The sequence below is a fragment of the Micromonospora sp. CA-248212 genome (assembly GCF_050948405.1).
In the GTDB taxonomy this organism is placed as follows: Bacteria; Actinomycetota; Actinomycetes; order Mycobacteriales; family Micromonosporaceae; genus Micromonospora.
Genome location: NZ_CP192023.1, coordinates 3,655,688 through 3,676,196 on the forward strand (window position 1 = coordinate 3,655,688; position 20,509 = coordinate 3,676,196).

Consider the following 20,509-nt stretch of genomic DNA (forward strand, 5'->3'; position numbering starts at 1 on the left):
ACGGGGATCTCGACGGTCGATTACCGTGCCGTCTGAGAGAGCGCTCTCTCGATCGACGTTTTCCACAATTCAGACGCAAGGCGCCGGGGCGGCACGATCCGCGCCCGGACGCGCGATGGAGGCACCATGAAACCTCCCGTCCCCCACCGCCGATGGGCGCTGGCAGCCGCCACCGCCCTGGCCCTGGTCGTCGGTGGCCTCACGATCCCCGTCACCCGTGCCGCCGAGGCCGCGCCCGTCGGCGCCGGCAGCTACACCACCACCCCGGTCGGCGCTCTCCCCACCGGCTGCGGGCAGATGTCCAGCAACCCCCGGCAGTTCGCCACCGCCAACGCCCCCGCCGGAGCGGTGCCCACCAACGACTGGTGGTCCTCGCTGCTGTGGAAGCGCACCGACTGCGCCTTCAGCGAGCCCCTGCACGCCCACCCCACCTCGTACGACACGTTCACCGACGGGCTCGGCTTCTCGGCCAACTCCACCCCCGCCATCAGCGGCACCGCCACCGGCGTCGGCGAGTACCACTACCCGTACGTGCAGGACATCCGCGTCGGCGTGGCCGGGCTCGCCGCGCCCCAGGTCAAGGTGGACGGCTGGACCGACTGGACGGTCAGCCCGTACTGGAGCGACGGGGCCCGCACCCTGCGCGCCACCATCGGCCACGGCCTGCCGTTCGCCTACTTCCAGGCCACCGGCGGGGACGCGGTGATCGGCACGTCCGGCACCCCCGACGTGTGGTCCAACAGCGGGACCACCATCGGCTTCCGGGTCAACGGCCACGACTACGTGGCGTACGCCCCGAGCGGCGCGAGCTGGGCCGTCAGCGGTAGCCGCATCTCCTCCACCCTGGCCGGTCGCGGCTACTTCTCGGTGGCCCTGCTGCCCCCGACGGGCAGCGCCAGCGAGCGGGCCGACCTGGCCACCAGCTACGGCCGGTACGCGCACGCCCACGTCACCGGCACCCGGGTCTCCTACTCCTACGACCCGTCGACCAACGGCCTGAGCACGACGTACGCCTTCACCACCACCGCCCGCGAGGGCAGCGCCACGCAGACCGTGGTGAGCCTCTACCCGCACCAGTGGAAGTCCCTGTCGGGCTCGACCCCGATCACGCCGACCTACCCGTCGGCGCGGGGCCGGATGAAGGTCCTCACCGGGATCAGCCAGTTCCGTACCGCCATGACGTTCCAGGGCGTGCTGCCGGAGCTGCCGGCCGTCGGCGACGGGAGTGGATCGGATCTGTCCACGTTGACCGGTCACCTGGCCGCGGCCCGGAGCAACCCGATGGACCAGCGCGGCAACGACACGTACTGGACCGGCAAGGGGCTCGGCCGGGCCGCCCGGATCGCCGAGATCGCCGACCTGGTCAACGACACCACCACCCGCGACAGCGCGCTGAACGCGATCCGCTCCACGCTCACCGACTGGTTCACCGCCTCCACGGGCAAGACCAGCAAGCTCTTCTACTACGACGCGAACTGGGGCACCCTGATCGGCTACCCGGCGTCGTACGGCTCCGACCAGGAGCTCAACGACCACCACTTCCACTACGGCTACTTCGTCGCCGCCGCCGCGACGCTGGCCAAGTTCGACCCGTCGTGGGCCGCGAGCAGCCGCTACGGCGGCATGGTGGACCTGCTGATCCGCGACGCCAACAACTACCGTCGCGACGACACCCGCTTCCCGTACCTGCGGGACTTCGACATCTACGCCGGGCACGACTGGGCGTCCGGGCACGGCTCGTTCGGCTCCGGCAACAACCAGGAGTCGTCCTCCGAGGGGATGAACTTCGCCAACGCCCTCATCCAGTGGGGGCAGGTCACCGGCGACACCGCCGTCCGGGACGCCGGAATCTTCCTCTACACGACACAGGCCGCCGCGATCCAGGAGTACTGGTTCGACGTCAGCGACCAGAACTTCCCGGCCGCCTTCGGGCACTCCACCGTCGGCATGGTCTGGGGCGACGGCGGGGCGTACGCCACCTGGTTCAGCGGCGAGCCGGAGATGATCCAGGGCATCAACCTGCTGCCGGTCACCGGTGGGCACCTCTACCTGGGCGCCAACCCGGCGTACGTGCGCACCAACTACGCCGAACTGGTCCGCAACAACGGCGGGCCGCCGACGGTGTGGCAGGACATCCTGTGGCAGTTCCAGGCCCTCGGCGACCCCGACGCGGCCCTGGCCAACCTGCGCGCCAACCCGGGCTACACCCCGGAGGAAGGCGAGAGTCGGGCGCACACCTTCCACTGGATCCGCAACCTCGCCGCGCTGGGCACCGTCGACACGACGGTCAGCGCCAACCACCCGCTCAGCGCGGTCTTCTCCCGTAACGGCGCGCGCACCTACGTGGCGTCGAACCCGACCGCGAACCCGATCACCGTCACGTTCTCCAACGGCACGCGGCTCACGGTAGGGGCCGGACGGACGGCCACCACCGGGGCGTACACCTGGAGCGGCGGCAACGCCTCCGGCGGCGTACCGCCGACGAGCACGCCGACCACCGCACCGCCCACGACGGCACCGCCCACGACGGCGCCACCGACCACCGCCCCGCCGACCACGCCGCCGCCCAGCTCGGGCTCGCCGACGCGGTACCTGCTCGCCGGTGGCGGGTTGGGCAACGCGGGCAGCACGGCCACGACCACGGTCGCGGCCGCCAACGGAAACCACGACGGTACGCCGACGAACGCCCAGGTCTTCACCGCGACCGGCCTGAACCTCACCTACTCCGGTGCGCAGACCGCGTTCGACCTGTTCGTGGACGCGGGAACCGCCGTCGGCAACGGCACGCAGGTACGGGTCTCCTACGACCTGACCGGCAACGGCAGTTGGGACCGGACGGAGACGTGGCGCTACTTCGCCACCGACCCGGTCACCGGCTACGAGCACTACACCCAGAGCGCCGGCCTGGCCTCGGCGACCGGGACGTTGGGCACGTTGAGCAACGGCACGGTCCGGGTGGAGGTCTGGTCGGCCATCGGCAACAACCCCACCACCCTGGGCATCGGCAACCAGTCGGTGCTGCGCCTTCCGTACTCCTGACCGGTCCCTCCGCGCCCGCCGTCGGCCGTGCCCCGGCCGACGGTGGGCGCGGTGCCGTCACCCGGGGCCCGGGCGATCGTTGCCCGGAAATGGGGAAGCGCGGGTACGACGGATCGGGGCAAGCACCGGCCTGCAACGTGCAGCGGGCGAGGGCCGAGATGGTCCTGCATTTCACAAATCACGGCACCGCTAAATAGATAGACACCAATCTTGACGTACGCATCGGGGCAGCGCACCGTGAGGAGCAGGCGGCGGATGCCCACCATTGTCGGCCCGCCTCGCGCGACGGACGGAATGCGAGCGCCGCTGAATTCGCGCGGCGTGTCAGGAGGCATTCGATGCAGTTGAATCCGTACTCAGGAGCCTATCTCAGCGATCCCGCCGCCACCTGGCGACGCATTCTCGACGATCCCGCTCGGGCGTTGTACGCCGAGGATCTGGGCCTGTGGTTGATCAGTCGGCACGCGGACGTCCGGCGGGCCCTCGCCGACGCCACGACGTTCGGCAACGCCCTCACCCTGGCCCCGGTGTACGAGGTCTGCCCGGCGGCGATGAGCCTCGTCACGCAGCTCGACGCGCCGCCGACCACGGTCGCCGCCGACCCACCGGTGCATCCCCGCACCCGCCGCGCCCTACGGGCGACCTTCGCCAACACCGCCGAGCGGGCCGAGGCGGAGTACGGCCGGATCGTCCGCCGCCGCGTCGAGGACCTGGTGTCCCGGCTCGTCGCTCAGCAGGGCCGGCGGGTGGACCTCGTCCGGGAGTTCACCACCGAGCTTCCGCTGCTGGTCATCCTGGACATCCTCGGGGTTCCCGACGCCGACGTCGACCGGATCCGGCGGTGGGCGGACGGCCAGGTGGCCCTCATCTGGGGGCAACCGGACGAGGACGAGCAGGTACACCTGGCCCGGGGCCTGCTGGACTTCTGGCGCTACTGCCAGGACCTGGTGCGGCAGCGACTCGACAGCGGCGCCGAGGGCGGCGATTTCATCAGCCGCGCCCTGGCCTACCGCGACGATGACGACGACGTGCTGACCGTGCCGGAGGTGGCGAGCCTCGCCTTCAACCTCCTGGTGGCCGGACACGAGACGACCGCCGGGCTGCTCGCCCACGCGCTCGACGCGACCCTGTCCAGCCCGCACCGGTGGCGCGCACTCGTCGGCGACCCGCGTTCCGTGCCCGCCTTCGTGGCCGAGACCCTCCGGTTCGCGCCCGCCATCGACGGCTGGCTGCGGGTGACCCGTCGGGACGTCACCCTGGGCGAGGTCACCATTCCGGCGGGCGCACGCTGCCTGCTGATAATCGGGGCGGCCAACCGGGACCCGTTGGTGTTCGCCCGACCGGACCGGTTCGATCCATACCGTACGGACGCCGCCGATCACCTGTCATTCGGCCACGGACCACATTTCTGCATCGGCGCGGCATTGGCGCGATTGGAGGCCGACGTCGCGCTGACCCACCTCGCCGCGACCATTCCCGGCCTGCGCCTCTCCCCCGACCATCGCCGTTCGTTCACCCCCAATGTGTCGTTCCGGGCGCACGACGCCCTGCTCGCGACAATCGACATCCACGCGCCCGCCGACGTCCCGGAGGCAACCCCGACCGCTCCGGCCACGGCACAGGCCGCCTGACGGGCAGGCCACGGCGGTGTCGACCGGTGCGGCGGCCCGGGTCCTATCGGCAGGACGCTGCCGACACCTGCGGACGAGTCGGGCGCGTGGATCTCTCGCGCATTGCGCGACAATTCATCGCGCACGTCTTCACACCCATCGTGTCATGGGTTAAGAATTGCCCCCTATGAATGTCCGGCCCGTCGGTCAATCTCGATCTGACGCCCGTCGCTGATTCGCGGACGCCACGAAGGTGAGCGCATGGAGCACACGCCCCCGCCGAGCGCCGCGTACTCCGCGGCCAGCCAACAGTTCCGGTGGGAGCTGCGCGCCTGCCGGGTACGGCGGGGCCTGACCCAGCGGGCCCTGGCGGACCTGGTGCGGTTCAGCCGGGAGACGGTCGCGGCGGTGGAGTCGGGCCGCCGCTTCGGCAGCCAGGAGTTCGCGGTCCGCTGCGACGACGTGCTCGACACCGGCGGTCGGCTGGCCACACTGTGGCCGCAGGTCGCGGCCGAACAGTTGGCGGCGGACGGTCGACGGGGTCCGCGATCCTCGGACCGCGCTCGCCTCGACCCACCCGTGCCGCGCCAGCGCGGTCGTCGCGACGCGCGCGACCCGGGCGCCGTGGTGGACGCCATCGACGAGCTGCGCGAGTTGATCGGTCAGGTGCTCAGCAGCCAACCCGAGGCGGACGACGCCGCACCACGGCGCGGGCCGGAGCGCTTCGACGATCAGCCCTGAGCGCGTCCCACACCGGCCGGAGGCGGCACGCCACCGGCCGCTGACTCTGGGTACAGATGCTGGTACGGCCAGTTTGTACCACCGCGAGGTCTGGCCTCCGAACGCGGGTTCCGGCGGAATGGGACTTGCATTCGGCAAGGTGCGTATAGACCGTCATCGACGAGTCGCGGGAGTCAATCTTGGCGTCGAGCACGAGGTCCCACGCGGCCCGACCCTACCCGACCCGCCAGCGCGGCTGGAAGATCGCCGGCCGGATGCGCCTCATCGTGGCGGCGCCACTGGTCGCCGTCATCGGGTTCGCCGGCCTCGCGCTGACCGAGAGCGCCCGCCAGACGAGCCGGGCCAGCGACCTGGAGGTGCTGGCCCGCCTCGGCGCGGAGGCCGGTGACCTGGCGTACCGGCTGCAACGCGAACGGGTCGCGGCCGCCGACCTGCTCACCAACGCCGCCGCCGAACAGCAGGACGCGTTCGGCACGGAGATGGCCGCCACCGACGCCTCCGTCGCGCGCTACCGCCGCCAGCGCGACCGGGTGCCCACCGACGCCAACGCCCCGCTCCTGCGCCGCGTCGACGCCGCGCTCGACGGCCTGGCACCGCTGCGCACCCAGGTCCGCACGGCCGAACACGCCTCGGTGTCCGCGATGACGTTCAGCTACCGCATCGCGATCGCCGACCTCATCACCTTCCGGGACAACGTCTCGCACGGCGTCGTCAACGCGCGGCTCGCCGACGGCATCCGCGCCTCGGCCGCGCTGTCGAAGACCGCCGAGGCGATCGGCCAGCAGCAGGTCGCCGTCCTGCGGGCCGTGGCGGCCGGCGAGCTGACCCCCGCCACCCAGCAGGACATCACCGCCGCCCGCACCAGCTACACCGAGTCCAGCCTGTCGTTCCTGGCCCTCGCCCCGGCCGAGTGGGGCCTCTGGTGGGAGCAGGCCGGCACCGGCACGGAGGCGCTCGCCCTGCAACGGATGCAGGACGAGGTGAACCGCGCCCAACCGGGATCGTCGCTGCGCCTGGCGACCGCCGACTGGGTCACCACGACGCAACAGCGCGCCGCCCGCCTGGCCGACCTGCGGGGCCGCGTCGACGTGGCGGTGCTCGACGACGTGCGCGCCGCGTACGCCGACCAGCGCCGCCGGGCCGTGGCCGAGGCCGTCGGCGTACTCCTGGCGCTGGTGCTGACCGCCCTGGTGACCTGGGCCGTCGCCCGGCAGATCACCCGCCGGCTGCGACGACTGCGCGACGCGGCCAACGCCGTCGCGTTCGAACAGCTCCCCGCCGTGGTGGCCCGGCTGCAACGCCCCGACAGCTCCAGCGTCGACCCCGACGAGCTGGCCCGCCAACAGTCCACGGCGGCCCTGGAGGCATCCAGCGACGACGAGATCGGCGAACTCGGTCAGGCGTTCAGCGCCGTGCACCAGGCCGCCGTGCGGACCGCCGCCGAGCAGGCCGTGATGCGCGCCAACACCGCCGACATCTTCATCCACCTCAGTCGACGCGAACAGCGGCTCGTCGACGCCGTGCTCGCGCAGGTCGACCGGGTCGAACGGGACGAGACCGACCCCGACCGCCTGCACCAGCTCTACGCCCTGGACAACCTGGCCACCCGGATGGGCCGGATCAACGCCAGCCTCCTCGTGCTGGGCGGCGTCGGCGTCGGCCGGGTACGCCAACACGACGTCCCCCTGCAACAGGTGCTCCAGGCCGCCCAGTCCCAGATCGAGCACTACCCGCGGATCCGGCTCGGCATGGTCGACGGCGACGTCGCGGTGGCCGCCAAGTCCGTCGACGAGGTCGTGCACCTGCTCGCCGAACTCATGGACAACGCGACGGCCTACTCACCGCCGGGCAGCGAGACCTGGGTGAGCGGCCGCAGCCTCGGCGACCGGGTCATCGTCCAGATCAGCGACGAGGGCGTGGGCCTGCCCCCGCAACGATTGCAGCAACTCAACGAGCTGCTGGCCCGGCCACCCGCCATCGACGTCGCCGCCGTCCGGGCCATGGGCCTGGTCGTCGTGGGTCAGCTCGCCGCCCGCCTCGGCGCGAGCGTCCAACTACGCCGTGGCCCCCGACGCGGCACCCTCGCCGAGGCGACGCTACCCGCTGCCATGATCCGGTCACTGCCGCCGGAGGAGTACCTGCTCGCGCCCGGCCGACTGTCCCGGCGGGCCGCCCGCACGTCCGCCGCCCCGCCCCCGTACCGGCCCGGCCCGGAACCCACCGCCGGGCGCGCCCCCGCCACGCGGACGCTGCCGGCGGCGCCCGTGTTCCGCCCGACGCCCCGCCTGGACCCCGCCGACGCGCCGACCGAGGAGCTGCTCATCTTCGAACAGGTCAACCACTGGTTCCACGCCGACGTCGTGGACGCCCCGAACGGCCGCCAGTGGTCCAGCCCCGCCGACGACGCGTGGCAGACCGCCGCCCAGGCCCAGACGCCCGAGGTGGCCACCACCACCACGGCCGGGCTGCCCAAACGACAACCGCAGCGGCATCTGGTGCCGGGCGGCGTCACCCCGCCCGCCCCGCAGCAACGCTCCGAGTACCGCGACCCGGCCCAGGTCGCCACCGCGATGGCCGCGTACGCGCGCGGAGTGGCGGCCCGCCGGCGTACCCCGATCAACCTGAGCAACAAGTGACGGGACAGGAGAGCACGTGACCGACCACCAGGACCTCGGCTGGCTGCTGGACAGCTTCGCCGAGCGCGCGACCGAGGTCAGCCATGCGATCGCCATCTCCAGTGACGGCCTGATGGTGGCCGCCACCCGCGACCTGCCGCCGGACCGGGCGGACCAGCTCGCCGCGACCGGCAGTGGCCTGGTCAGCCTCCTACGGGGCGCGGCGGCCTTCTTCGACGCCGGGGCGGTGATCTCCAACGTCACGCAGCTCGAGGGCGGCTTCATGTTCTCGATGGCCTTCAACGACGGCGCGTCGCTGCTCGTGCTCGCCGCGCCCGACTGCGACGTGGGCAAGGTGTCCTACGAGATGACGGAGCTGGCGAACCGGATCGGCGACGCGCTGACCCCCGCGGCCCGAGCGGCGCTCGCCCGCAGCCGCTGACCCACCGACCGACCCCCTCCCTCTTCCCCTGGAGACGACATGTCCCTCACCACCCCTGCGCGCAGCCGTGCCGTCGGCGCCACGCTGCTCACGCTCGTGCTCGCCGTGAGCACGGCCTGCGCAGACAACGAACCGGCCACGAGCGGCGGCGGGTCCATCAAGATCGGACTCCTCGCGTCGCTGTCCGGGACGTACCAGTCCGTCGGCAAGGAGATCCGCGACGGCTTCGAGCTGTACCTGGACACCCACGACGGCAAGCTCGGCGGCCGGCAGGTCGACCTCGTCGTCGCCGACGAGGGCAACGGCGCCGCGACCGCCGTGCCGGCGGCGACCAAGCTCCTCAAGCAGGACCGCGTCGCCGCGCTCACCGGCATCGTCGGCGGCGGCTCGGTCGCCGGCGTCTACCCGCTGCTACAGGAGACCAAGGTCCCGCTCGTCGGCTCCAACGGCCGACCGGAGATCAAGGACGTCTCCCGGGTGTGGCACACCTCGTACCTCTCCGACGAGCCGGGCGCCGCGATCGCCCAGCACGTCAAGGACAACGTCAAGGGCTCGGTGTACGCCATCGGCCCCGACTACCAGGGCGGCTGGGACGAGCTGCGGGGCTTCACCGAGGCGTTCGCCAAGGCCGGCGGGACGCTCGCCAACCCCGACGGCAAGACCACCTTCACACCGTTCCCGGCCACCACCAACTTCACGCCGTACCTCGCCCGGATCAAGGCCTCCGGCGCGCAGGCCGTCTACACCTTCTACGCCGGCAGCGCCGCCGTCGACTTCGTCAAGCAGTACGCCCAGTCCGAGATCAAGGACATCCCGCTGTACGCGGCCGGATTCCTCACCGAGGGCGGCGTGCTCAACGCCCAGGGCGAGGCGGCCCGGGACATCTACTCCGTGCTCAACTACTCCCCCGACCTCGACAACGCCGAGAACCGCAACTTCGTCGCGGCCTGGAAGGCCAAGCACGACGGGTCGCCGACGACGTACGCCCTGGCGTCGTACGACGCGGCGGCGGTGCTCGACCGCGCCATCGGCGCCGCCGGCAGCGACCCGACACCGGAGGCCATCAACGCGGAGATCGGCAAGCTCGGGCAGATCGCCAGCCCACGCGGCGCGTGGCAGTTCTCCTCGGTCACCCACTCGCCCGTGCAGAAGTGGTACCTGCGTCAGGTCCGCCAGGACGGTCGGGCACTGTCCAACACCGTGGTGGGCGACCTCGCGACCGTCGGCCGGTGAGCACCGTCGCGGCGGGCACGAACCGGATCGACCCGTACCTCATCCCGGCGCTGGACGGTGTCGCCTACGGGCTGCTCGTGTTCGTCGCCGCGGCGGGCCTGGTCTTCTGCTTCGGCGTCGCCAACATCCTCAACCTGGCACACGGCATGCTCTACGCGATCGGCGGCTACACCGCCGCGGCGGTGCTCGACGGCGGCTGGGCGAGCCTCGCGCTGGCTCTCGGGGTCGGAGTGCTGGCCGCCGCCGCGGCCGGTGTGGTGCTCGCCGGGCTGCTCACGCCGGTCGCCACCGGCAACCACCTCACCCAGGCGCTGCTGACCTTCGGGGTGGCACTGGCCGGCGGCAGCCTCCTCGTCGCCGGTTTCGGCCCCGACGACCCGCAGGTACGGGTCCCGGCCGCCCTCGACGGGTCGGTGGCGGTCGCCGGGCACCGCTACGCCGCGTACCGGCTGGTCTTCATCGTCGTGGCGGCGGCGCTGGCCGCCGGTCTCTACCTGATCGTGCGGCGGACCCGGGCCGGGATGCTGGTCCGCGCGGCCGTGGACGACCCGGAGATGGTCGCCTGCCTGGGCGTGAGCCCGACACGGATCCGCGTCGGCGTGCTCGCCGCCGGTGGCGCGCTGGCCGGCGCGGCCGGGGTCCTCGGCGCGCCCATCATCGGCCCCGGCGCGGACACCGCCGACACGGTACTGCTGCTGTCGCTGGTCGTCGTCGTCCTCGGTGGGCTCGGCTCCATGGCGGGCACCCTGCTCGCGGCGCTCGCGGTCGGCGAGATCCAGACGCTGGGGGTGGCGCTGCTGCCGTCCGCCGCCCCGTTCCTGCTGTTCGCCGCCATGGCCGCCGTGCTCGCCGTTCGGGCGCGCGGTCTGGCCCTGCGGTGGGCGGCGACGTGAGGGACGGAGTGCTCCGCCGGGTACGCGCCACCATCGCGGTGCTCGTCGTCGCCGGCCTGGTCGTGGCCCCGTGGGTGGTCGACGACTACACCGCGGCGATCCTCGCCCGGACCCTCGCGCTGGGCCTGGTCGGGGTGAGCGTCGCGCTGCTCACCGGGGTCGCCGGCCTGCCCACCCTGGGTCAGACCGCGCCCTACGCCGCCGGCGCGTACGCCAGCGCGGTGCTCGGCAGCCAGGTCTCGGACGTCGGCGTGGTGCAGGTCGCCGTGGCGGCGCTGGCCGGGGCGACGCTCGCCGCCGTGACGCTGCCGCTGGTCGTGCCGGCCCGGGGCGTCATCGTCCTGATGATCACCCTGGCGATCGGCGAGCTCGTCGTGACCGTCCTCGGACGCTGGCGGTCGGTGACCGGCGGCACGGACGGCCTGGCCGGGATCACCCCGGTCCGTCCGCTGTGGGGACTGCCGGTGCTGGCCTCCGACCGGGCCCGGTACGTCTACACCCTCATCGTCGTGGCGACGCTTGTCGGCGCGGTCCTGCTGCTGGTGCGCACCCGCGGCGGACTGCTGCTGCGGGCCGCCCGCGACGACGAGGCGCGGCTACGGGCCAGCGGGCACCGGGTGCCGCTGTACCTGTCCGGCGCGCACGTCGCCGCCGGGGCGATCGCCGGCGCGGCCGGCTCCCTGCTCGTCGTCGCCCAGCAGTACATCTCCCCCGCCGACTTCGGCTTCGACACCTCGGCGCTGCTGCTGCTCGGCGTCGTCATCGGGGGCACCGCGTCGGTCGGCGGCGCGCTGGTGGGCGCGGTTCTCGTCATCGCCGTACGCGACTGGTTGTTCGGGGTCCTGCCCGGACACGCGCCGCTGGTGCTGGGCGCGCTGTTCGTGGCGACGGTCTACCTGCTGCCCACCGGCGTCACCCGGGTCCGCCGCCCTCGGTCGCGGCAACCCGTCCCCACGCTGGACCGCCCGGCCGCGGCAGCCGCCCGCACACCGGAGCTACGGGTATGACCTGCCTGCTCAGCGCCGAGAAGGTCACCGTGCGGTACGGCTCGCTCGCCGCGCTCACCGACGTCGACCTGTGCGTGCACGACGGCCAGCGCCACGCCCTGATCGGGCCCAACGGGGCCGGCAAGACAACCCTGCTCAACGTGCTCGGCGCGACGACCCGCCCGCAGCGCGGCACGGTGCGTTTCGCCGGGAGCGACGTCAGCCGGCTCGGACCGGCGGCCCGGGCCCGCCGCGGCATGGACCGGACGCACCAGCGGCCCGCCGTCTTCGCGACCCTCACCGTCAGCGAGAACATCGAGGTCGCCGCGCTGCCCCGGACGGTCCGACCACACCGCTGGTGGCCCGGTGGAACCCGGGACGCCGCCCGACGGCGCGCCACCGCGCTGCTCGATCAGCTCGACCTGTCCGACCTCGCGTCGGTACCCGCCGGCCAGCTCGCACACGGGCAACGCCGACAGGTGGAGATCGCGATGGCCCTCGCCGGCCGTCCCCGCCTGCTGCTGCTCGACGAACCGGCGGCCGGACTGTCCGCCAGCGAGGTCGGCCGGCTCGCCGAACTGCTGGCGGCGCTGCCCCGGCAGGTCGCCGTGCTGCTGGTCGAACACCACCTGGACCTGGTGTACGCCCTCTGCGACACCGTCACCGTGCTGCGCGACGGCCGGACGGTGGCCACCGGCACACCGGACGAGATCCGTACCTCGCCGCTGGTGCGGCGGGCCTACGCCGACGGGGTGTCCTGATGCTGTACGTGGAGCGGCTCTGCGCCGGCTACTCCGGGGGGACCGTGCTGCACGACGTCGACCTGCGGGTGCCGGCGGGCAGCATCCAGGCCGTGGTGGGTCGCAACGGCGCCGGCAAGAGCACTCTCGTGCACACCATCGCCGGGCTGGTGCGCGCCTCCAGCGGGCGCGTCGAGATCGGCGGCGTCCACGTGGCCGGACGGCAACCCCACCGGGTCGCCCAGTCCGGCGTCGGCCTCGTACCGCAGGGCCGGCGGGTCTTCTCCCGGTTGACGGTCGCCGAGCACCTCGTCCTGGCGGCCGCGCCGTGGCGGGCCGCGACACCCGGCGGCGAGGGCTGGACGGTGGCCCGGATCCTCGAGCTGCTGCCGCGCCTGGCGGTACGGCTGCGACACCGTGGCTGCGAACTCTCCGGCGGCGAGCAGCAGATGCTGGCCATCGCCCGCGCACTGCTCGGCCAGCCGCGGGTGCTGCTGCTCGACGAACCCTGTGAGGGGCTCGCGCCCGACCTGGCCGCGCGGGTCCGCGACCTCGTCGGTCACCTCGCCGCGAACGGGTTGACGGTGCTGCTCGTCGAGCAGCAGCTCCGCCACGCGATCGAGGTCGCCGACCGGGTGGCGGTGCTGGAGTACGGCCGGGTGGTCTATGACCGGCCGACCACCGAGGCGCGCAGCGACCCGGGCCGCCTGGAGGCGATGGTCGGCATCACCGCCACCCGCACACCGCCGGGCACCGGAGCGAGCCCACGGCTCTGGGCCGACACCCCGTAGTCAGCCGGCCCCCGCGTGCGGGGCCGACACCCCGCAGTCACCCACTCGGAGAGGCGGACGACGTATGGCGACCCCGACCAGCGACAGGACGTACACCTTCGACAACGGCGCACCGGACGCGGTACCGCAGATGCGGGCGCTGGAGTCCTTCCTGGACCCGATCACGATGCGCCGCCTGGCCCGTCCGGTCCTGCGCCTCGGATCGACCTGCTGGGAGGTCGGGGCCGGTGGCGGCTCGATGGCCCGGCGGATCGCCCGCGCGGTCGGCGGGGACGGCAGCGTGCTCGCCACCGACATCGACCCCACGCACCTCGTGGCCGACGGCAACCTGCGCGTACGCCGGCACGACGTCCGCGCCGATCCCCCGCCCGGGGACGCGTTCGACCTGGTCCACGCCCGGCTGGTGCTGCTGCACCTACCCGAGCGCCGGCGGGTCCTGCGTACCCTCGCCGGAGCGCTGGCCCCCGGCGGCTGGCTGGTCGTGGAGGAGTTCGACTGCACCACGCCGGTACGGGTGCTGACCGCGCCGAGCGACGACGCGGCGAAGCTGTTCGCGCAGGTGATGGACACCATGATGGGGGTGCTCCAGGACCACGGCGCCGACCTGGGGTGGGCGCAGGACGTGCACACCGAGATGACCCTCGCCGGCCTGGCCGACGTCGACACCGTCACCCATTCGCAGAGCTGGGCCGGCGGGTCGACCGGCACGTCGCTCTACGAGACGAACTCCCGCCAGTTGGAGCCGGACCTGCTGGCGGCCGGCCTGTCACCGCAGCAGCTCACCGCCTTCCGTCGACTGGTCCGCGACCCGGCGTTCGCCGTCATGAGTTACCACTTCGTCTCCACCAGAGGCCGCCTCGGTGCCACCCCCCACACCCCCTAAACCGTCCTAGGACACCACCCCTCCCTGCTCGGCCGTCGACGTCCCATGGAGGGCTTTGTCAACGCCCGGGACGACCGCGGGCCCGTTACCCCCGACACCGGGGGTAACGGGCCCATCTGCGAACTGGTCTACCCGAGACAGGTGACGACGGCCGTAAGGGTTTGAGCCGTGGTTCCCCGGTTGGAGCCTCGTACCGCCCAGCCGTTGCCCGACGCGAACGAGTCAGTGAGGAAGATGTCGAACGCGGATGTCTGTCCGCCTCCTCCGGTGACGATCGTGCCAGCGGGGCAGGTGGCGAAGGAGATATTGTTCGCGCCCGCCACCACTGTTACGGGAGTCCCTGTCGTTTGCGACAGTGCGGTCATCCCGGACGGCTTCTTGCTCGCGGCGGGACTGGTGTCAGCCGCGTTCGCCCCGCTCAGAGGAACGATCAGCAGAAGACCGCTGACCGATAGTGCCGCTGCGCTGCTGATGAACAACTTCTTCTTCTGCACGCCTGGTTCTCCCCTCGAGACATTCGACCGGACGGTCCGCAGCAGGCTACTAACAGTCAGCGATCGGGTTACATCGATGTATGCAGATCTACAGATGGGCAAAAATTCATCATATGACCCCGGCCGGCAACAAAGACGTGACCGATCTTGACCTTCCACCCACTCACCGACGTGGGCACCGGGCCGGATCCGGCACCGGCAAAAGATCCACCCCGCCGCAGCGGGAAGCCCGAGAGTCGATGTACGACCCCGGCGTCCAGGTAGGGCCCCCCAACCCCACGACGCCCGCTTCACCGCCGAGAACGACGAGCACCCACCGTCGGCACCGACCGCCTCCCACGAGCCGGGAGCCCGGAAGACAGCTGAAGTGGCTGCCCGGAAAACCCTCAGCCTGGGGACCCGACCCAGGTGACGGGCCTAGATCAACTGCCTGGAATGTTTCCGGTGTGTGAAAACGACGGGCGGGCCCATGGCGCTGGTTTGTCGGTCTTGCGGTCGGGAACCGACTGCCGTCAGGGCCGGGACGGAGCGGGGGCGCGCCAATGCAGATCGGCTACAAGCTGGCCTCGGAGGGTTTCGGGCCGCAGGAGATCATCCGGCAGGCCGTCCGGGCCGAGCAGGCCGGTTTCGACTTCGTCGAGATGAGCGACCACTACCACCCCTGGCTGGAGGCGCAGGGCCACTCGTCCTTCACGTGGAGCGTGCTGGGCGCGATCGCGGCGCGAACCACCACGCTGCGCCTCGCCACCGGCGTGACCTGCCCGACGGTGCGCTACCACCCGGCGATCATCGCGCAGGCGGCAGCCACCATGGGGCTGATCTCCGACGGACGGTTCACCCTCGGCGTCGGGGCCGGTGAGCGGCTCAACGAGCACGTGGTGGGGCAGGGCTTCCCCAGCGTACGGGGACGGCACGAACGGCTGCGCGAGGCGCTGGAGATCATCCGACTGCTCTGGCAGGGCGGCTACCGGTCGTACGAGGGGCGGCACCTGCGCCTGGAGGACGCCCGGGTCTTCGACCTGCCGGACACCCCGCCCGTGATCGCCGTCGCGGCCAGCGGGGAGGCGTCGGCCCGGCTCGCCGCCGAACTGGGCGACGGACTGTTCGCCACCGATCCGGACGCCTCGGTCGTCGAGCACTACCGGCGCGCCGGCGGATCGGGCCCCCGCTACGCCGAGGCGCCGCTGGCCTGGGCCACCGACGAGCAGCAGGCAGTGCGGGCGGTGTTGCAGACCAGCCGGTGGATGGTCACCGGCTGGAAGGTGATGAGCGAGCTGCCGAACCCGGTGAACTTCGACGCGGCGAGCGCGCACGTCGAGGAGAAGCACGTCCGGGCGCTGTTCGCCGTCGGCCCCGACCCCGAGGCGCACGTGGCGAAGGTCCGGTCGTACGTCGACGCCGGATTCGACCACATCGTGCTGCAGAACGCCGGTCCGGACCCCGACGGCTTCCTCGACTTCTTCGCCACCGACCTGTCCGGGCGGCTGCGCGCGCCGAGCTGACCGGCCGTGCACGAGCACGAGCACGCCCGCCCGGACGGCTGTCCGGGCGGGCGTCTGCGCTCAGGATCAAGGACGGGTCGAAGTCAGCGGAAGCAGTGCGCGATCGGTACGGCGCTGCCCTCGCAGTTGGTCGGCTCGTTCTCGACGACCACGCTCTCGTCGTCGATCTTGACCTGGGCGTGCTCGGCGAAGATGCCGCCCGGCTTCACCGTGGCCGCGTTGTGGGTGACCTTGCTCGTGTAGAGCGCCACCGCGCCCGCGGTGGCGTAGATGCCGCCACCCCTGGACGTCGCGCCGACCGCCTCGTTGCCGGTCACGTCGCTGCCGCGCACGAGCAGGTTGGACTTCTCGGTGTAGATGCCGGCCCCGATGCCGTGCGTGGTGTTGCCGGCCACCACGCTGTCGTCGAGGGGCAGCAGCCCCTTGACGGTCGAGATGCCGCCGCCGTTGACGGTGGAGGTGTTGCCGCGGATGGTCATCTTGCGCATCACCAGCACCGCGTCGGAGTTGGCGGCGCCGCCGCCGACCTGTGCGGTGTTGTTCAGCAACTCGGTGTCGTACACCTTCGTCCGGGCCGAGAAGCTGGCCAGGCCGCCGCCCTGCCCGGCGCTGTTCTGCGCGAAGCTGGTGCTCTCCACGTCGGCCGCGCCCCGGTAGTTGCCGAGCCCGCCGCCGTAGCCGTTGGCGCTGTTGTGGTGGAACTCCGAGCGCTTGAGCGTCAACACGCCGCCGTTGAGCAGGCCCCCGCCCTTGCCCGCGGCGCCGGAGGCGCTGTTGCCGATGAAGGTGGAGTCGGTGACCACCATGTTGCCGTCGTTGAAGATCCCACCGCCGCCGCCCTCGGGCGAGAGCGACGTGCTCTGGGTGACGGTGACCCGTTCCACCACGGCCGTCGCGCCGTGCACGACGTGCACGCTTCCGCCCTCGATGGCCGAGCGGCCGTTGTGCAGCTCGACGTCGCGCAGGGTCAGCTCGCCGCCGTCGCGGACGGTGAAGAACCGGAACGCCTCGGCCTGGGCGTCGCGCGCGATCGTCGCGCCGGCGCCGTCGATGGTGATGGGCTGGTAGATCACCGGCAGGCCGGCCGTGTCGTCGGCCGGGTTGTGCGGCGGGGCGTCGGCGTCCCCGGGGGTCTCCGCCGCGTCGGCCTGCTCCCGGGCGTCGCGGATGCCGCCGTCGTACTGGTCGGTCTCGTGGAACGCCTCGGTCAGCGTGTACCGGCACCGGGGCGCGAGCCGCAGCTCGGCGCCGCCCTCCGCGTTGGCCGCCACCAACGCGGCCACCAGCTTCGCCGCGTCGCAGGGCACCTCGACCACGCCATGCTTGCCGGTACCCGGCGTCTGCGGCCGGGCCCGCTCGGCGTCGTCCCCGCCGCGCTCGGGGTGGACCCGTCGCCGGAGCGTCGGTCGTCGTCGCGGTCGGCGGCGGTCAACCGGCCCAGGACGCCGAGGGAGAGGTCACGGTCGGCGGCGGCGGCGACGCCGGCCACCCCGGCCGCGCCCACCACCAGGCTCCCCGCCAGGAGCCCGCCGGCTAAGAACCATCGGGACCGCCGTCGAGGTCGAGCTGGGCGATCTCCTGGTCGGTACGTGGACATCCGGTTCCTGCCTTCCTGCGTACGTGCCGTGACCGCGTCCCATTCGGGCGCGGGGGGCCGGACGTGCCGCCGACCACCAGAGGTCACGATATGACCGCAATCCGGACAGTGAGGTGTGAACGTGAATAGTGCTGCCATTCATCTTTTTCGGTACCAGACGGCGCGTGTCCTCAGCCGCCGACGTGGATGCCGGGGCGGCGCAGCGGGTCCGGCTCGGTACGGCGGATGATCTCCCGCACCACCGGCGGGGTGTCCCCTCGGCCGAGGATCAGGTACCGCAGCAGGTGCGCGATCGGGCTGCCCTCGGACCACTCGAAGTGCGCGTGGGGGCGTACCCCGGTCGCGTCGCGCAGCGCCAGCAGGATCGCGGCGATCGCGTTCGGCGCGGCCGCGCTGCTGGCCCGCAGCACCCGGAAGCCGCCCACCTCCACCCCGTGCACCCGCAGCACCTGGCTGAATCCCGACGGGTCCACCACGTCGATCTCCAGGAACAGCACGTCGGACGCGCCGGGCACCGGGTTCATGCCGCGCTGCGCCCGCTCCTTGAGGGTGTACTCCTTCAGGGACCCGCCCTGGCGCTTGTTCGCGATCAGGTGCAACTGACCGTCGTGGGCGAGCGACTCGGTGACGAACCGTCGGGCCGCCTCGTCGAACTCGATCCGTTCGGCGCGCAGCTCGGTGGTCCGGGTGACCCGGGAGACCAGGGACACCGCGATGATGCCGAGGATGAACAGCGCCGAGATGGTGATCCCGTCCGGCTTCTCGATGACGTTCTCCACCAACGCGTACAGCAGCACCAGCGTCAGCACGGTGAAGCCGATGGCGCCGCCGCGCTGACGGCTCCGGACCGCGGAGATGGCCACCGCCACCGCGCCGGACACCATCATCGCCAGGATGCCGGTGGCGTACGCGCCGGCCTGGGCGTTGACGTCGGCGCGGAAGGCGACCGTGATGGCGACGCTGACGACGGTGTAGACGATCACCACCGGACGTACGGCACGAGCCCACTCCGGGGCCATGCCGTACGAGGGCAGGTAGCGGGGCACGATGTTGATCAGCCCGGCCATCGCCGACGCGCCCGCGAACCAGAGGATGAGCACGCTGCTCAGGTCGTAGACGGTGCCGAACCCCTCACCGAGGTACGTGTGCGCCAGATACGCCAGCGCCCGTCCGTTCGCCGCCCCACCCGGCCGGAACTCGGCGGCCGGGACGAGCGCGGTGGTCACGAACGTCGTCGAGATGAGGTACACCGACATGATCAGCGCGGCGGTGGTGAGCAACCGCCGGGTGTTCCGGATCCGGGCGGCGAGCCGGGCCTGCCGGTCCGGTCCGTCGGCCGCCACCAGGGGCATCATGCTGACTCCGGTCTCGAAGCCGGACAGGCCCAGCACCAGCAGCGGAAAGGCCAACACGGCGGTGAGCAGCACGTCGCCGGGTCCGCCGCCGCTCGCCGTCAGCGCCGCCGTCCAGTTCGACACGATGGTGGGATCGCCGGCGATCCGGGCCACCGCGACCACCACGATCACCGCGTTGAGCACGAGGAACACGGCCACCAACGGGATGGCGACCACCACCGCCTCACGGAAGCCGAGCAGGAACACCCCGCCGAGGACGAGCAGCAGCGCCACGGTGAGCAGCACCGGCACCGCCGGGCCGTGCAGGGCGTCCGGCAGGAACGGGTTCTCCAGCAGGTGCACGGTGGCGTCGGCCGAGGACAGGGTGATCGTGATGATCCACGAGGTGGCCACGAACCCGAGCAACACGAGCACGAAGATCTTGCCCCGCCAGAACGGCAGCAGCCGCTCCAGCATCGCCACCGAACCCTGCCCGTGCGGACTCTCCTGGGCGACCCGCCGGTACATGGGCAACATGCCGAACAGGGTCAGCGCGACGATCAGCAGGGTCGCCAGCGGAGACAGCGCGCCAGCGGCCACCGCCGCGATGCCCGGCAGGTACGACAGGGTGGAGAAGTAGTCCACGCCGGTCAGGCACATCACCTGCCACCAGGCGTGCCGGCGGTTCTGCCCCTCGCTCGTCTCCGGGCCCGGCGGCTGCACCTGGTGCTCGAAGAGCCACCGCCGCAGCGGGCTGGCCGGCGTCGTCGAGCGGGCCGGGCTGTCCACCCGCTCCGGCACCACGACACCCGGCCGACCGCCCGGGTGCGGCCGGGCCGGGTCGCGGGCCGCGCGCAGGGCCGGGTCCGGCCCGGTCGGCGTGTGGCGTCGTCCGCCCCAGCGTCGCGGTCTCGCCCGGTGCTCGTCAGCCATCGCCCGTCCCACCCTCGCAGGTCCTGATCCGACCGTAGGTGCCAGCCCACGGCCCGAGCGGCCGAACGGGACAGGTAGGTGGGCTGCTCAGGGCAGGTCCGGTCCGCCGAGCAGCCGAGCCAGGGCAGCCGGGTCGGCGACGGTGACCGTGGCCGCCGGGTGCCGGGGCCAGCCCGCGGGCGACAGGGCCGGCACCGGTACGCCGAAGCGCACGCAGACCCCTGCCCGCGCGCTGCTGCCGAAACTCACGCCGCCGTCGGCCAGCGACAGGCGCGGGCCGATCACCCGCCACCACCGGTACGGCCCGCCGACCTCGGCGCCGAGCACGTTGTCCCGGCCGGTCCGCAGCCGCCACGGCCCGTACCGGATCTCCAGGTCCCGGTCGTCGACGGCGACCCAGGCCGTCGCCGGGCGGACCCCCACCAGCGCCAGTGCCGGACGGAACGCCGCGTCGAAGCGGAACGGAAGCCGGGTCGGCACGTCGGTCATCGGGCACCCGGCCGGGCAGCCGGCCGCGAGACCGGGCCGCCCGGACGCAGCGGACCGGGCCGCGCGGGACGAGGTCGGGCAGCGGGACGACGCCGGTCCAGGACGGTCATGGCGCGGGCGTACCCGGAACTCATCGGTCGACACCCCCGGATTCGCCGCACCCGCCCCGCACCCGCCGCTCCCCCGT

At 72.5% G+C, this 20,509-nt stretch carries 15 protein-coding genes and 1 pseudogene; 12 read left to right on the top strand and 4 right to left on the bottom strand.

Going from position 1 to position 20,509, the window contains the following annotated elements:
- The first annotated feature begins 126 nt into the window (after window positions 1-126).
- The 11 genes from ACQP03_RS17620 to ACQP03_RS17670 all read left to right on the top strand — a co-directional run bounded on the left by ACQP03_RS17620 (window position 127) and on the right by ACQP03_RS17670 (window position 13,973).
- Window positions 127-3,039 carry a glycosyl hydrolase gene (locus tag ACQP03_RS17620; protein ID WP_357170001.1) on the top strand — a complete coding sequence of 971 codons (2,913 nt, stop codon included), beginning with the start codon at window positions 127-129 and terminating at the stop codon, window positions 3,037-3,039.
- Between the two features lie 338 nt (window positions 3,040-3,377).
- Window positions 3,378-4,670, top strand: coding sequence for a cytochrome P450 (locus ACQP03_RS17625; RefSeq protein ID WP_433457564.1), 1,293 nt, complete (start codon window positions 3,378-3,380; stop codon window positions 4,668-4,670).
- A gap of 240 nt (window positions 4,671-4,910) precedes the next feature.
- Window positions 4,911-5,390 carry a helix-turn-helix transcriptional regulator gene (locus ACQP03_RS17630; RefSeq protein ID WP_357118443.1) on the top strand — a complete coding sequence of 160 codons (480 nt, stop codon included), beginning with the start codon at window positions 4,911-4,913 and terminating at the stop codon, window positions 5,388-5,390.
- A 179-nt stretch (window positions 5,391-5,569) separates the two neighbouring features.
- Entirely contained in the window at window positions 5,570-8,026 is a 2,457-nt protein-coding gene (locus ACQP03_RS17635; protein ID WP_357118440.1) for a sensor histidine kinase, read from the top strand.
- Window positions 8,027-8,042: 16 nt separating this feature from the next.
- The gene (locus tag ACQP03_RS17640; RefSeq protein WP_355051152.1) at window positions 8,043-8,447 is read left to right on the top strand and encodes a roadblock/LC7 domain-containing protein; all 405 of its coding nucleotides are present in this window, start codon (window positions 8,043-8,045) and stop codon (window positions 8,445-8,447) included.
- A 39-nt stretch (window positions 8,448-8,486) separates the two neighbouring features.
- Window positions 8,487-9,680: an ABC transporter substrate-binding protein gene (locus tag ACQP03_RS17645; protein WP_357394273.1), complete on the top strand. Its 1,194-nt coding sequence runs from the start codon at window positions 8,487-8,489 to the stop codon at window positions 9,678-9,680.
- Window positions 9,677-10,573, top strand: a complete 897-nt coding sequence (locus ACQP03_RS17650; protein ID WP_357394271.1) for a branched-chain amino acid ABC transporter permease — start codon at window positions 9,677-9,679, stop codon at window positions 10,571-10,573. Before ACQP03_RS17645 ends, ACQP03_RS17650 begins: the two co-directional genes overlap by 4 nt.
- Window positions 10,570-11,580, top strand: coding sequence for a branched-chain amino acid ABC transporter permease (locus ACQP03_RS17655; RefSeq protein WP_357394268.1), 1,011 nt, complete (start codon window positions 10,570-10,572; stop codon window positions 11,578-11,580). Before ACQP03_RS17650 ends, ACQP03_RS17655 begins: the two co-directional genes overlap by 4 nt.
- Complete coding sequence (locus ACQP03_RS17660) at window positions 11,577-12,320, top strand: ABC transporter ATP-binding protein (RefSeq protein WP_357394266.1); 744 nt, start codon at window positions 11,577-11,579, stop codon at window positions 12,318-12,320. The genes ACQP03_RS17655 and ACQP03_RS17660 overlap by 4 nt, the downstream gene beginning before the upstream one ends.
- Window positions 12,320-13,090 (top strand): ABC transporter ATP-binding protein, encoded by a 771-nt coding sequence (locus ACQP03_RS17665; protein ID WP_357394264.1) that lies wholly within the window; start codon window positions 12,320-12,322, stop codon window positions 13,088-13,090. Before ACQP03_RS17660 ends, ACQP03_RS17665 begins: the two co-directional genes overlap by 1 nt.
- Window positions 13,091-13,154: 64 nt before the next feature.
- Window positions 13,155-13,973, top strand: coding sequence for a methyltransferase (locus ACQP03_RS17670; protein ID WP_357394262.1), 819 nt, complete (start codon window positions 13,155-13,157; stop codon window positions 13,971-13,973).
- 128 nt (window positions 13,974-14,101) lie between these two features.
- On the opposite strand, the gene ACQP03_RS17675 is transcribed toward ACQP03_RS17670, so the two are convergent.
- Window positions 14,102-14,467, bottom strand: coding sequence for a hypothetical protein (locus ACQP03_RS17675; RefSeq protein WP_357118417.1), 366 nt, complete (start codon window positions 14,465-14,467; stop codon window positions 14,102-14,104).
- Window positions 14,468-15,009: 542 nt separating this feature from the next.
- On the opposite strand from ACQP03_RS17675, the gene ACQP03_RS17680 reads away from it, so the two are divergent.
- Window positions 15,010-15,969, top strand: a complete 960-nt coding sequence (locus ACQP03_RS17680) for a TIGR03557 family F420-dependent LLM class oxidoreductase (protein WP_357118414.1) — start codon at window positions 15,010-15,012, stop codon at window positions 15,967-15,969.
- A gap of 83 nt (window positions 15,970-16,052) precedes the next feature.
- Here the strand turns inward: ACQP03_RS17680 and ACQP03_RS17685 are convergent.
- The 3 genes and pseudogenes from ACQP03_RS17685 to ACQP03_RS17695 form a co-directional block, all read right to left on the bottom strand.
- A pseudogene (locus ACQP03_RS17685) lies at window positions 16,053-17,566 on the bottom strand (hypothetical protein).
- Between the two features lie 170 nt (window positions 17,567-17,736).
- On the bottom strand, window positions 17,737-19,833 hold the full coding sequence (locus tag ACQP03_RS17690) for an amino acid transporter (RefSeq protein ID WP_357118408.1): 2,097 nt from the start codon (window positions 19,831-19,833) through the stop codon (window positions 17,737-17,739).
- A gap of 87 nt (window positions 19,834-19,920) precedes the next feature.
- Window positions 19,921-20,322 (bottom strand): hypothetical protein, encoded by a 402-nt coding sequence (locus tag ACQP03_RS17695; protein ID WP_357118405.1) that lies wholly within the window; start codon window positions 20,320-20,322, stop codon window positions 19,921-19,923.
- Window positions 20,323-20,509 lie beyond the last annotated feature (187 nt).

What these genes read in the sequence shown, in the direction of transcription:
- ACQP03_RS17620 (WP_357170001.1), top strand. Translation starts at nt 127, where the DNA reads ATGAAACCTCCCGTCCCCCACCGCCGATGGGCGCTGGCAGCCGCCACC.
- ACQP03_RS17670 (WP_357394262.1), top strand. Translation starts at nt 13,155, where the DNA reads ATGGCGACCCCGACCAGCGACAGGACGTACACCTTCGACAACGGCGCA.
- ACQP03_RS17645 (WP_357394273.1), top strand. Translation starts at nt 8,487, where the DNA reads ATGTCCCTCACCACCCCTGCGCGCAGCCGTGCCGTCGGCGCCACGCTG.
- ACQP03_RS17625 (WP_433457564.1), top strand. Translation starts at nt 3,378, where the DNA reads ATGCAGTTGAATCCGTACTCAGGAGCCTATCTCAGCGATCCCGCCGCC.
- ACQP03_RS17660 (WP_357394266.1), top strand. Translation starts at nt 11,577, where the DNA reads ATGACCTGCCTGCTCAGCGCCGAGAAGGTCACCGTGCGGTACGGCTCG.
- ACQP03_RS17695 (WP_357118405.1), bottom strand. Translation starts at nt 20,322, where the DNA reads ATGACCGACGTGCCGACCCGGCTTCCGTTCCGCTTCGACGCGGCGTTC.
- ACQP03_RS17630 (WP_357118443.1), top strand. Translation starts at nt 4,911, where the DNA reads ATGGAGCACACGCCCCCGCCGAGCGCCGCGTACTCCGCGGCCAGCCAA.
- ACQP03_RS17665 (WP_357394264.1), top strand. Translation starts at nt 12,320, where the DNA reads ATGCTGTACGTGGAGCGGCTCTGCGCCGGCTACTCCGGGGGGACCGTG.
- ACQP03_RS17690 (WP_357118408.1), bottom strand. Translation starts at nt 19,833, where the DNA reads ATGGCTGACGAGCACCGGGCGAGACCGCGACGCTGGGGCGGACGACGC.
- ACQP03_RS17680 (WP_357118414.1), top strand. Translation starts at nt 15,010, where the DNA reads ATGCAGATCGGCTACAAGCTGGCCTCGGAGGGTTTCGGGCCGCAGGAG.